The following is a 13,625-nucleotide window of genomic DNA, read 5'->3' on the forward strand; positions in this document are numbered from 1 at the left end:
GGTTAAAGATAATTATCCAGAGGGTGTATTCATATTCATATTGCCACCATCTATGGAAGAACTTAGACAAAGGATTATAGGCAGAGGAAGTGAAACAGCAGAATCTTTAGTAACTAGATTTAAATCTGCATATAAAGAAATTAATTATGTTTCAAAATACAATTATGCTGTAATCAATGATACTGTAGATGCAGCGGTAACTAAAATAGAGAGTATCATAGCTGCTGAGAGATGCAGAGTAGATAGAATAAAAGATAAAATATTAAATTCTAAGGAGGACTTAATTCATGAACAATTCAATGATTAACCCATCAATAGTAGATTTAGTTAAAAAGACTGGAGACAGATATTCTGTTGTGGTAGTAACTTCAAAAAGAGCAAGACAAATTATAGGTGGGGCTAAGCCTTTAGTGGATATTGACGCAAATAAACCTCTTACCATAGCTATTAATGAATTAGACCAAGATAAGTTTACTTATGATACTATAAAAAAGGAAAGTAAATAATATGTCATCGAAGAGTGTAGTTGTAGGTATATGTGGGGGTATAGCAGTCTATAAAGCGTTAGACATAATAAGTCGTCTTAAAAAGAAGGACGTCAATGTTTATGTAATTATGACTAAATCCTCTACAGAGTTCGTAAGCCCTTTAAGCTTCCAATCTTTGAGTCAAAATATGGTTATTTCGGATATGTTTGAAGAACCAAGGGCATGGGAGATTCAGCATATTTCGCTAGCCAAAAAGGCCGATTTAATGCTTATAGTACCTGCAACAGCAAATATTATAGGAAAAGTAGCCAATGGAATAGCAGATGATATGCTTTCTACAACTATAATGGCAACAAAGGCTCCAGTAGTGTTTGCACCAGCTATGAATACTAATATGTATCAAAATCCTATAGTTCAAGATAACATTAAAAGGCTTAAGAGTTTTAATTATAAATTTATATTACCTAGTAGTGGTAGACTTGCCTGTGGAGATGTAGGAGAAGGTAAGCTTGCAGATACAGAATATATTTCTGAAGTTGTATATAGTATGCTTTACGATAAAAAAGATTTATGTAATAAAGAAGTTCTTGTTACAGCAGGACCAACGGTTTCATATATAGATCCCGTAAGATATATTACTAATAGGTCTTCAGGTAAAATGGGATATGCCATTGCTGAAGAAGCAAGGGATAGAGGAGCAAATGTAACTCTTATTTCAGGACCTTGTGCTCTAAAAAAGCCTTATGGTATCAATGTAATTGATATTAATACTAATGAAGAAATGTATAATAAGGTTTTAGAGTACTATGATAAAAGTGACATTGTAATAAAGTCTGCTGCGGTTGCAGATTATAAGACTAAGACTTATTCAGAAAAGAAGATAAAAAAGAGTGAAGATGATTTAAAGATTACATTTGTAAGAGATAATGATATTCTTAAAACTTTAGGGGATAGAAAACACAATCAAATTTTAGTTGGGTTTGCAGCAGAAAGTAATGATTTAATTGAAAATGCCACTAATAAAATGAATAAAAAAAATTTAGATTACATAGTTGCAAATGACATAACACTTAAAGACACAGGATTTTCAAGTGATCACAATCTAGTAACAATTTTAAGTAGAGATGGTAAAGTATACAATTTTGATAAGATGACTAAAAGAAAAATAGCAAGAGAACTATTTAATCTATTAAATAAAAAGCGCTAAAAGCGCTTTTTTACTCTATGGTAAATTAGACTGATAAGATTATTCTGACTTATTAAAGGGAACTAAAGTTTCTTAGCGAAAGCGACATAGTCGCTTTTTTTATATTTTGTTAGTACAAAAGGGTGATTTAGTGTTTAGGTATGCTGGAATTGTTATAAATAATGAGTCTACCTCGGTAGACAGAATATTCACCTATGAAATTTCAGAAGATTTCATGGATTTTATAAAAGTGGGTCAAAGAGTTAAAGTACCTTTTGGTAAAGGAAATAAAATGGTATTCGGTTTTATAATTGAGCTTTATGAAACTTATGAAAGTGCATATACTATTAAAAAAATCAATTGTATATGTGATGATTTTACGGTGCTTCGAGAAAAGGATATAAGTCTCATAAAATTAATGAAAGAAAAATATATTTGTACTTATCTAGATTGTATAAAATTAATTATGCCTACTGGAATTACTAGAGGAATGAAGCAGAAAATTAGAAATACAATCTCTATAAAAAACAAATTGACAGATAAATATAATAAAAATCCATATATTAATATATGCTCTATAATAAAGAATAATAATGGCAAATATACTAAAAGCGAATTAAGTAAAAATTTTGATTTATCTGTATCCTCTATAAACACACTAATAAAGTATGATTTTTTAACTACTGAGGAAAAGATAGTAGACAGATACAATGAGAAGGTCTATGAAGATTATGATGAAAAACAATTAAATATCCATCAGAAGTCTGCTGTAAATGCAATAATGTGCACTAATAAAAATAAATTTTTAATACATGGCGTAACTGGTAGTGGTAAAACGGAAATATATATGAAATTAGTGAGTTTAATGATAGAAAGTGGTAAGGATTCTATAATTTTAGTGCCAGAGATAGCTCTTACACCTCAAACCGTAGAAAGATTTAAAGGTAGATTTGGAAAGAATATAGCTGTGTTTCATAGTAGACTTTCCGATGGAGAAAGATATGATGAGTGGATGCGAGTAAAGAGAGGCAGAGTAAAAGTGGCTGTTGGAGCTAGATCGGCAATATTTTTACCATTTTCTAATTTAGGTATGATAGTGATAGACGAAGAACATGAAACCAGTTATAAGTCAGAAACAACTCCTAAGTATACTGCAGTAGAAATCGGGATTATGAAAAGCAATTTGGAAAATTGCAAGTTAGTTTTAGGATCTGCTACTCCCTCTTTGGAAAGCTACTACAAGTGTCTTAATAATGAGATGAAACTTATAACTATTGAAGAAAGAGCTGATGGAGCAAAACTTCCGAAAGTAAGCATTGTAGATATGAAAGAGGAACTAGTCAGTAATAATAAATCTATGTTTAGTAGATCTCTTTTAGATGAAATTAACAATGCTTTAAAAAGTAAGAACCAAATTATACTGTTTTTAAATAGAAGAGGTCATTCTACTTTTGTTTCCTGCAGAAAATGTGGTTATGTTTTTAAATGTGAACATTGTGATATATCTCTTACTTATCATAGTGATACTAAGAAATTAGTTTGCCACTATTGTGGAAGTACTAAGAAGTTGCCGTCTATATGTCCTAAGTGCGGAAGCAAGTATATAAAGCATTTTGGAGTAGGTACTGAAAAAATAGAGCAGGAGATAAATAAGATTTTTCCAACTGCGAAAACTTTAAGAATGGATTATGATACAACAAGGAAGAAAAATTCTTATGAAATGATATATAGTAACTTTAAGAATGGAAAAGCAGATATATTAATAGGAACTCAAATGGTGGCCAAAGGTTTAGATTTTAAAAATGTTACATTAGTTGGAGTAATTGCAGCAGATTTATCCCTGAATTTACCGGATTATAGAGCTAATGAGAGAACATTTCAGCTTATTAATCAAGTTTCAGGTAGAGCAGGTAGAGGTTCAAAGGAAGGAAAGGTAATAATACAGACTTATAGTACAGAAAGTTATGCCATAAAAGCTGCAGCTAGCAATGATTACTTAGGATTTTATGAAGAAGAAATAAAGATAAGAAAGTGTATGAATTATCCACCTTTTAGTGAGATATTATTAATAAATATAAGTAGTAAAAATGAAAATTTATTAATAAAAATACACAGAATATTGGTTTATTATTAAAGAATATTATAAAACAATATAGTAATATAAATATGTTAGGACCTTGTCCTTGTATAATATCCAAGATAAAAGAAATGTTTAGGTGGCAAATAATTTTAAAAGGTGAAATTAACCATGAATTTGCTAGTTATATAAAAAATTTTGTTTATGATTGTGTTAAAAATGATTATAATGATATAAGGGTTAGTATGGATATAAATCCTATTAATTTATTATAAGATAATAAGAATATACAATATTTACTTTGGAGGTTTTAATATGGCGTTAAGAAATATAAGAACTTTAGGAGATAATATCCTAAGAAAAAAGAGCAGAAACATTGATAAAATAGATAATAGGATACTTACATTAATAGAAGATATGAAGGAAACTATGTATGAAGCTCGCGGAGTTGGGCTTGCAGCTCCACAAGTAGGAATACTAAAAAAGTTAGTAGTTATAGATGTAGGTGAGGGTCCTATAGTATTAATAAATCCTGAAATAATTGAAAGTCGTGGTAGTGTTTTAGATGAAGAAGGATGTTTAAGTATACCACAAAGAGAAGGAAAAGTTGCAAGACCAGAATATGTTAAGGCAAAAGCATTAAATGAAAAAGGTGAAGAAATAGAAATAGAGGGAGAAGGATTATTAGCTAGAGCAATTTGTCATGAATTAGACCATTTATCTGGAGTTCTATTTATTGATAAACTAGTTGAAGGAGATGAACAATAATTTGAATATAGTATTTATGGGTACTCCTGAGTTTTCAGTACCATCACTTAAGAAACTTATTGAAAAATTTGATGTGAAAGCTGTATTTACCCAACCGGATAAGCCTAAGGGAAGAGGTAAGAAAATATCCTTATCAGCAGTTAAGGAAGTGGCACTAGAACATAATATTCCTATTTATCAACCACAGAGGATAAAAAATGAACCTGAAATAATAGCGAAACTTAAAGAAATAAATCCTGATTTTATTATAGTCGTGGCTTTCGGGCAAATATTATCAAAAGATATATTAGACATTCCGAAATATGCCTGTATAAATTTACATGCTTCTATTTTACCAAAACTTAGAGGTGCTGCACCAATAAATTGGGCTATAATAAATGGTGAAAGTGTGTCAGGTAATACTACTATGCTTATGGATGTAGGCCTTGATACAGGAGATATGCTTTTGAAAGATAAAGTAACTATAACTGATGATATGACTGCTGGTGATTTGCATGATATTCTTATGGAGAGAGGAGCAGATCTTTTAGTAGAAACCATTGATAAATATGTTAGGGGGGAAATAACTCCAGAAAAGCAAAATAATGAAGATTCTAATTATGCACCAATGTTAACAAAGCAAAGTGGTAAAATTGTATGGAATAATAATAGCAAGGATATTGCTAATTTGGTTAAAGGTTTAAATCCACATCCACTAGCATATACGAATTATAAAGAAAAAGTTATGAAGATACACAAAGCTAAAGTTATGAAAAAGGTATATGAAGAACTTCCTGGTACAATAATAAAAGTAGATGAAGATGGGATATTGATTTCATCTAAAGATGGCAGTGTCTTGGTAGAAATAATACAATTCCCAGGTAAAAAGGCCATGCAAGTAAAGGATTATATTAGGGGTAATTCAATTGAAGAAGGAGTTATACTCGCTTAAATTAATATATGGTAGAGAGAATATCTAGTAAATAGTATATAATTAACTTGTTATTTTCTAGATATTTAAAGAAAAATTATTTTGGAGGGATTATGATATTATGTTTTTTGATAGAACGTTTATTTTATTAATTCCAGCTATAGTTATATCGTTTTGGGCACAGGCAAAGGTAAGTTCAACCTTTGAAAAGTATTCAAGAGTGAGAAGTAGAAGCGGTTACACAGGTGCAGATGTTGCCAGAATGATTTTAGATGCGTCAGGACTAAGGGATATTCCTATTGAAATTATACCAGGAAAGCTAACAGATCATTACGATCCAGCTAACAGAGTGATGAGATTGTCTCCTGAAGTATTTCATGGAGATTCTGTTTCTTCAATTGGGGTAGCTGCCCATGAATCAGGTCACGCTATACAGCATAAATTGCACTATGTACCTTTACAGATTAGGAACTCTATAGTTCCAGTTGTAAATTTTAGTTCAAGTGCATCATGGATAATATTCTTTGTAGGTATAATTTTTTCTATACCTATTTTAGCTAAAGTTGGTGTTATACTTTTTGCAGCAGTAGTTGTATTTCAACTTATAACTTTACCTGTAGAATTTAATGCATCAAGTAGAGCAGTAGAAATACTAGAAAGTAGATCTATATTAATGGGAGATGAAGTTAAAGGAGCCAGAAAAGTATTAAGTGCAGCGGCTATGACTTATGTGGCAGCGGCTTTAATGGCTATATTAAATCTTATTAGGCTTATTGTTATAAGCAGAAGAGATTAAAATTGAGGTTATGTAATGGATAAAAGTAGAGAAATATCTGTAAGAGTTTTAACAGGTGTATTTAAAGATAAATCCTATTCTAATATACTTTTAGGTAGCTTGCTTAATAAATCTGATTTAGAAGCTAAGGATAAAGCTTTAGTTACCGAAATAGTTTATGGAACTTTAAAATATAAATATACTATTGATAAAGTTTTATCGTATTTTATTAAAAAAGATCTTAAAAATGTTGATATTTATATATTAAATATTTTAAGGGCTTCAATATATCAGATGAAGTATCTAACTAAGATACCAGAATTTGCAGCTGTAAATGAAGCCGTAGAAATGGCAAAAAAAGAAAAGGGTATAGGTCCATCTAAATTTGTAAATGGTGTACTTAGAAATTATATAAGATCTAAAGATGCAAATTTTATAAAGGGAGAAGATGAGATTCAGAAAATATGTTTCGATTATTCTTTTGAGCCTTGGATGGCTAAGCTTTTTATAAATCAATATGGAAAAGAAAATGCAATGATCATAATGAAAGGTCTCAATGAGATACCGAATATATCTGTAAGAGTAAATCCTCTAAAGGGAAGTTATAAAGATATCTACAATGAACTTTTAATTCACGATTTTAATGTTGAGACAGGGTATATTTGTAAAGAATCTATTAATATAATTAAAGGGGGAAATATTGAACATAATAAATTGTTTAGTGAAGGATTTATAACTGTTCAAGATGAAAGTGCCATGTTAGTAGCTCCATCTATGGACATAAAAGAAAATATGACTATATTGGATTTATGTAGTGCACCAGGAGGTAAGACTACTCATATATGTGAGATATTAAGTAATACAGGAGTAGTTAGAGCTTTTGATCTTCATGCAAATAAGTTAAAATTAATAGAGAAAAATGCAAAAAGATTGGGTATAGAAAATTTAGTCTGCAGTGAGATGGATAGCAGAAAATATGATGATAAGTATGAAAAAACTGCTGATAGAGTTTTAATAGATGTACCTTGTTCTGGTCTTGGCATTATAAAGAAAAAACCAGAGATTAAATGGAATAAATCCTTGAAAGATTTAAAAAATTTAGTGAAAACTCAGAGAAGCATTATGATGAATTCAGCAAAGTATGTTAAAGATAATGGATACTTAGTGTATTCAACTTGCACTTTTAATTCAGAAGAAAATGAAGAAAATATCCGTTGGTTTTTAAGTAGCAATAGGGAATATGAAATTGAACCTTTGTATTTTGAAAAACGAGATAATATAATATGCAGCAAAGAAGGTTGGGTAACTATAATGCCTAATAAGTATATGGATGGTTTCTTTATTTGTAAACTTAGGAAGAGGCGGTAAGTGTAGCTATGATTAACATATTAGACTTTGATTTAAATGATTTGAAAATTTGGATGAAGGAAAATGGAGAAAAAGAATTCAGAGCAAAGCAAATATTTAACTGGATTTATAATGAAATTTGGGATTTTAACGATATGAATAATATTCCAAAATCAACAAAAGAAAAATTAAAGACATATTTTTATATAGGTATTCCAGAAGTAATTCAAACATATGAGTCTTCTGATAATAGCACAAAAAAATTTTTATACAAATATAGAGATGGAAGTATAATTGAATGTGTAGAAATGGAGTATAGCTATGGTAACTCCATTTGTATTTCTACTCAAGTAGGTTGTAGAATGGGATGTAAATTTTGTGCTTCAACTATTGGTGGAGTGGTAAGAAGTCTTACAACTGGTGAAATTATTGCACAAATATTAAAAACTCAGAGTATAGTTGGTAAAAGAATCTCAAATGTTGTGATTATGGGGAGCGGAGAACCTTTAGATAATTATGATGATGTAATTAAATTTTTAGATATAGTTAATAAGGAGTATAGTTTAAACATTGGTCAAAGACATATAACTTTGTCTACTTGCGGCATTGTCCCTAGGATATATGAATTGGCGGATTTGAATCTTCAAATAACTTTGGCTATATCTCTCCATGCGGCAAGTGATGAAGCAAGAAGAAAGATTATGCCAATAGCTAATAAATATAATATAGAAGAAATTATTAATGCATGTAATTATTATATTAATAAAACCAATAGAAGAATAACCTTTGAATATGCTCTTGTTAAGGATATTAATGATAATGAAGATAATGCAAAACAACTTGGAGAACTACTTAAAGATATCCTTTGTCATGTAAATTTGATACCGATTAATACAGTAACAGAAAATAATTTTAAAAAACCTTCAAAGGAGAGTATAAAAAAGTTTAGTGATATACTAACGAATTTCGGGGTTAATAATACTATAAGAAGAGAAATGGGAAGTGATATTAATGCTGCTTGCGGTCAACTCAGAAGAAATTATGTAAAGAACATAGAAGAGGGGTGTTAGAATGGTTGGTATGTTAAGTGATATTGGCTTAGCTAGAAAACTAAATGAGGATTATGTTGGAGTTTATGAAGATGACTTAAAGAAGATTTATATAATTGCAGATGGTATGGGAGGACATAATGCTGGGGAAATTGCCAGTAAAATAGCGGTAGAGTCTACTATTGACTACATAAAAAGTTTAAATAAATTTGATGATCCGGAAAATATTTTATGTGAAGCAATTAAAATTGCAAATACTAATATTTATAATATGGCCAGTACAGATTCAAGCATGTCTGGTATGGGAACTACAATTACTGCATGTCTTATAATACATGACAAGATAATAGTTGCAAATGTAGGAGACAGCAGCTGTTTTATTGTAAAAACCAATGATATAAATAAAATCACTAAAGATCATTCACTAGTACAGCAGCTAGTTGATTCTGGAAGTATAACTGAGGAAGAAGCAATAAATCACCCAAATAAAAATATTATAACTAGAGCTTTAGGTACTAATATTTCTGTTGATGTGGATTTATTTGATATAAATATAAAAGATATTCTAAAAGTAATCTTGTGTACTGATGGTTTAACAAATGTTGTGAGTAAGCATGAAATATATGATATAATAATAAAAAATAATAATAAAGACGCTTGCAGCCAATTGGTTGAGCTCAGTAAGCTGAAGGGTAGTAAAGATAATATATCTGTTATTATTTTTGAAGGAGAGTGTGAAAATGTTGGGAATTACACTAAATAATAGATATGAACTTCTGGAGAAAATAGGTGAAGGTGGAACGGCCATAGTATATAAGGCAAAATGCCATCTTTTAAATCGTTTTGTTGCAGTAAAAGTCTTAAAGGATGAACTATCTACGGATAAAGACTTTGTTGAAAAATTTAAGAGAGAAGCATCTGCCGCTGCAAGTCTATCAAATAACAATATTGTAAATATATACGATGTTGGAACAGAAGGAAATATAAATTATATTGTGCTTGAATATATAAAAGGTAAAACACTGAAAGAAGTTATTACTGAAGAAGGAAAATTAAACTGGAAAAAGGCTATTAATATAAGTAGACAAATTGCTTCAGCTCTTGATTGTGCACATAAAAATAATATTGTACATAGAGATATAAAACCACACAATATTTTGGTTACTGAAGATGGTATTGTTAAGGTAGCTGATTTTGGAATAGCTAAAGCCTCTGACTCAGTAACCATTACTAATAGTAATAAGATAATGGGATCAGCACACTATCTTTCTCCTGAACAGGCTAAGGGTATTGTTGTAGACGGAAGAACTGATATATATTCCTTGGGTATAGTTATATATGAAATGTTAACAGGAAAGGTACCCTATGATGCTGAAAGTCCAGTTTCAGTAGCTCTTAAACATATTCAAGATCCTGTAGTGCCACCAGCAGAGGTTAATCCTAATATACCATCTTCTTTAAATAAGCTCGTTTTAAAGTGTATGGAAAAAAATCCCGTTTCTAGATATCAGAATGCTAAAGAGCTTATACAGGATTTAGATAAGATAAGTAATAATTCAACTATGGATTTTGCAAATCAAGTTTTAAAAGATGATTATACTATGGTCATGGATCCTATTAATGATACAGCTCAATTTACTCCTTTAGGAAATGTGGATAATGTAAATGATAAAAAATTAATTAATGATGAAGATAAATATGATGATAATTCTAAAGAAGATGAAGAAAGTGAAGAAGAGAATTTAAGCGCAAATAAAAAAATAAGTTCTCCATCAAAAAAGAAAAAAGGTATAATAATTTCTACACTTATTGCAGTGGTTGTCATTGCAGTTATAGCTATTGGGTACAGTATTGGAGCAGCAAGAGCAAGCCTTTCTCAAAATGCTAAGACAGAAAAAGTACCCAATGTTATAGGTATGAAACAAGATGATGCTAAAAAGCTTATAGAAGGTCAGGGATTTAAGTATACTGTAGCAGGGACTGAAAAAAATGATAAACCAAAGGGAACTGTTTTAGAATGTTTCCCAAATGCTGGGGAGGCTATTGCTAAGGGAGGAAGTATAAGGGTAACTATAAGTTCAGGTCCAGACCAATCCGTTGTTCCTGACTTAATGGGATTAGATTTAAATAAGGCAAAAGAAGTAATTGAAAATGCGGGATATACTTTAGGGGATGTTAGCAAAGAGTATAGTGATAACTATCCATATAATACGGTTACAAACGTTAATCCTGATGTAGGCAGTACTTTAGATAAAGGCAGTGCTATTAGTATTGTTATAAGTAGAGGACCAAGAATAAAACAGTCTACAGTGACTTCAGTTAAGGGTATTTCACAGGATGCTGCGGTAAAGGCATTAAGTAATATAGGTCTTAGTGCAAATGTGGTGTTTAGAATTACAAATGATAGTAATCAAAATAATATTGTAGCAGATCAAGATCCAGCAGCAGGAACTAAATTAAATCAAGGTGCTACAGTAACAATAACTGTTTACAAATATAGTCAGCCAGCAGCTTCTACTACTAATACGGCGGATCAAAATACAGTTGATAATACTTCAAAGCAAAATTCTGGTGGAGATAATTCAGCAAAAGATAAACAAAACAATACTTCAAATACTGGTACGAATACAAATACTGGAAATCAAGCAAGTGCTGGAAATCAGACAAATACCGTAAATAAAACAAATGATGTAAACCAGACAAATATTGGGGATCAAACAAATACCGGAGATAAAACTAATACTGGAAAGGAACAACCTGATAACACTAAGAATTGAAAGCAACATTTGGTTAAAAATAGATAATATACAATATATAACGATTAAAACCTAAGGAGTTATAATGCAAGGAATAATTGTAAAAGGTATAGGCGGTTTTTATTATGTAAAAATAAATGATAAAATATATGAATGTAAAGCAAGGGGAAGGTTTAGGCATAGGGATCTTTCTCCTTTAGTGGGGGACAATGTATTAATAGATCTTGATAAGGATAAAGGATTTATTAAAGAAATACTCACTAGAACTTCAGAACTCATAAGACCAGCTATAGCAAATGTAACTCAAGCTTTTATAGTGTTCGCAGTGAGACAGCCGGATTTTAATATGGATTTACTGAATAAATTTTTAATTTTATGTGAGATTAATAAATTAAAGGTAGTAATATGTTTTAATAAAATTGATTTAGCTACTGATGCTAATTTAGAGGAAACAGTTTCTTTAGTAAAGAGTATAGGATATGAGATAATTTATCTCAATGCAAAAGCTGAAAAAGGTATAGAAGAGATTAAAAGTCATCTTGAGGGAAACGTGACAGTGTTTTGTGGACCTTCTGGAGTGGGTAAATCTACAATTTTAAACTCTATATTAGGACATTCAGCCATGGAAACTGGTGCTATAAGTGAAAGGTTGAAGAGAGGTAAACATACAACAAGACATTGTGAACTTATAGAGATAGATGGAGGGTACGTGGCTGATTCTCCTGGATTTTCTTCTTTGGATATTGGCTTTATTAAAAAGGAAAGTTTGCAATTGTGTTTTCCAGAATTTAATAAATATTATGATGAATGTAAGTTTTCTACTTGTATGCATTATAAGGAACCTGCCTGCGCAGTTAAAAAAGCTGTAGAAGCTGGGGAAATAAATAATAATAGATATAATTTTTATGTGAAAACATTAGAAGAAATTTTAAATAGGAGGGAATGGAAATGATAAAATTATCGCCATCTATATTGTCTGCAGATTTATCAAAACTTGGAGAAGATGTTATTAGTTTAGAAAAATTTGGAGCAGATATGATACATATCGATGTAATGGACGGAAGCTTTGTGCCAAATATATCTTTTGGCATGCCAATTATAAAAGCTATAAGGGAAACATCAAAATTAGTTTTTGATGTCCATTTAATGATTGAGGAACCTTCTAGATATATAGAGGATTTTGCAAAAGCTGGAGCAGATATTATAACTGTTCACTATGAAAGTGATGTACATTTAGATAGAACAATAAAATATATAAAGAGCTTTGGAAAGATGGCTGGTGTAGCTATTAATCCATCAACGCCAATATCGGTATTGGAGTGTATAATAAAAGAGGTGGATATGATTCTTGTTATGTCTGTTAATCCTGGTTTTGGAGGACAAAGTTTTATAGATTATACCCTAAATAAAATACATCAAATTAAAGAACTTTCTGAGAAATATAATCCATCACTTATGATTGAAGTTGATGGAGGAATAAATAGTAACAATATAAAAAAAGTTGTGGATTGTGGTGCAAATGTAATTGTTGCAGGTTCATCAGTATTTAAGAATAAAGAAATAGAGAAAAATATAAAAACTTTAAAAGAAGGATTCTAGAGATGAAGGTATTGGTGATTTCAGGAGGCATGCCTCCTGAAGAGAATACATTGATAAGTTATTTAAATGATGAAACATATATTATAAGTGCGGATAGTGGAGCAAATATATTATATAAATATAATATACTGCCCAATATGATATTGGGTGACTTTGACTCTATTGATAGCGTTGTACTTGATTACTTTAAAAATAAAGGAAGTAAAGTAATTTCTTATCCATCAGAAAAGAATTTTACAGATACTGAAGCTGCTATAGATGAGGCTTTTAAATTAAAGCCTCAGGAAATTTTATTGTTTGGTTGTACAGGCAGTAGGGTAGACCACACACTAGCAAATATTGGCTTGCTGGATAAATGTTTAAAGAAGGGTATAAAAGCCTATATTATAGATGAAAACAATACAATATCACTTCATGATAGAGAATTTAAAATTGAAGGAAAATTAGGAGATATATTTTCACTTCAAGCCTTTGGTGCTAAAGTAAATAATTTGTGTATTATTAAAGCAAAATATGAATTATATAATTATGACTTGAAATTTGGTGATCCACGAACAGTATCAAATGAGTTATTAGATCACACTGTATCTATTACTTTTGATAAAGGAATAGTTTTACTTATTAGAGCAAGGGATTAAAAAAGTATTAATTTTAGGCTCTAATAAAAAAA

The 13,625-nt window shown here is 30.3% G+C and carries 13 protein-coding genes and 1 pseudogene; all 14 read left to right on the forward strand.

All coding sequences use genetic code 11. The annotated features are described in order from the left end of the window. Window positions 1-307: guanylate kinase (locus tag RH99_RS15345; protein WP_010240269.1), on the forward strand; the 307-nt coding region annotated here is incomplete at its 5' end. Next, the gene (rpoZ, locus tag RH99_RS15350; protein ID WP_010240271.1) at window positions 288-506 is read left to right on the forward strand and encodes a DNA-directed RNA polymerase subunit omega; all 219 of its coding nucleotides are present in this window, start codon (window positions 288-290) and stop codon (window positions 504-506) included. The genes RH99_RS15345 and rpoZ, both read left to right, overlap by 20 nt. A gap of 1 nt (window position 507) precedes the next feature. Next, window positions 508-1,695: a bifunctional phosphopantothenoylcysteine decarboxylase/phosphopantothenate--cysteine ligase CoaBC gene (gene coaBC / locus RH99_RS15355; protein ID WP_010240273.1), complete on the forward strand. Its 1,188-nt coding sequence runs from the start codon at window positions 508-510 to the stop codon at window positions 1,693-1,695. A 130-nt stretch (window positions 1,696-1,825) separates the two neighbouring features. Further along, window positions 1,826-4,026: pseudogene (priA, locus tag RH99_RS15360) on the forward strand (primosomal protein N'). A 40-nt stretch (window positions 4,027-4,066) separates the two neighbouring features. Next, window positions 4,067-4,519 carry a peptide deformylase gene (def, locus tag RH99_RS15365; protein WP_010240275.1) on the forward strand — a complete coding sequence of 151 codons (453 nt, stop codon included), beginning with the start codon at window positions 4,067-4,069 and terminating at the stop codon, window positions 4,517-4,519. Continuing rightward, window positions 4,509-5,450, forward strand: a complete 942-nt coding sequence (fmt, locus tag RH99_RS15370) for a methionyl-tRNA formyltransferase (protein WP_035777132.1) — start codon at window positions 4,509-4,511, stop codon at window positions 5,448-5,450. Before def ends, fmt begins: the two co-directional genes overlap by 11 nt. Window positions 5,451-5,550: 100 nt before the next feature. Then, window positions 5,551-6,225, forward strand: a complete 675-nt coding sequence (locus RH99_RS15375; RefSeq protein ID WP_010240281.1) for a zinc metallopeptidase — start codon at window positions 5,551-5,553, stop codon at window positions 6,223-6,225. A 15-nt stretch (window positions 6,226-6,240) separates the two neighbouring features. Next, complete coding sequence (gene rsmB, locus RH99_RS15380; protein WP_010240283.1) at window positions 6,241-7,572, forward strand: 16S rRNA (cytosine(967)-C(5))-methyltransferase RsmB; 1,332 nt, start codon at window positions 6,241-6,243, stop codon at window positions 7,570-7,572. A gap of 8 nt (window positions 7,573-7,580) precedes the next feature. After that, the gene (rlmN, locus tag RH99_RS15385; protein WP_010240285.1) at window positions 7,581-8,621 is read left to right on the forward strand and encodes a dual-specificity RNA methyltransferase RlmN; all 1,041 of its coding nucleotides are present in this window, start codon (window positions 7,581-7,583) and stop codon (window positions 8,619-8,621) included. A 1-nt stretch (window position 8,622) separates the two neighbouring features. Then, on the forward strand, window positions 8,623-9,363 hold the full coding sequence (locus RH99_RS15390) for a Stp1/IreP family PP2C-type Ser/Thr phosphatase (protein WP_010240287.1): 741 nt from the start codon (window positions 8,623-8,625) through the stop codon (window positions 9,361-9,363). Next, a complete protein-coding gene (gene pknB / locus RH99_RS15395; protein WP_010240289.1) occupies window positions 9,341-11,377 on the forward strand; it encodes a Stk1 family PASTA domain-containing Ser/Thr kinase in 2,037 nt (678 codons plus the stop codon). The genes RH99_RS15390 and pknB overlap by 23 nt, the downstream gene beginning before the upstream one ends. A 64-nt stretch (window positions 11,378-11,441) precedes the next feature. After that, the gene (gene rsgA, locus RH99_RS15400) at window positions 11,442-12,308 is read left to right on the forward strand and encodes a ribosome small subunit-dependent GTPase A (protein ID WP_010240294.1); all 867 of its coding nucleotides are present in this window, start codon (window positions 11,442-11,444) and stop codon (window positions 12,306-12,308) included. Beyond that, on the forward strand, window positions 12,305-12,955 hold the full coding sequence (rpe, locus tag RH99_RS15405) for a ribulose-phosphate 3-epimerase (RefSeq protein WP_010240297.1): 651 nt from the start codon (window positions 12,305-12,307) through the stop codon (window positions 12,953-12,955). Before rsgA ends, rpe begins: the two co-directional genes overlap by 4 nt. A gap of 2 nt (window positions 12,956-12,957) precedes the next feature. Next, window positions 12,958-13,593, forward strand: coding sequence for a thiamine diphosphokinase (locus RH99_RS15410; protein WP_010240299.1), 636 nt, complete (start codon window positions 12,958-12,960; stop codon window positions 13,591-13,593). Window positions 13,594-13,625 lie beyond the last annotated feature (32 nt).

It is taken from the genome of Clostridium arbusti SL206, from assembly GCF_000246895.1.
Lineage (GTDB): Bacteria > Bacillota > Clostridia > Clostridiales > Clostridiaceae > Clostridium_I > Clostridium_I arbusti.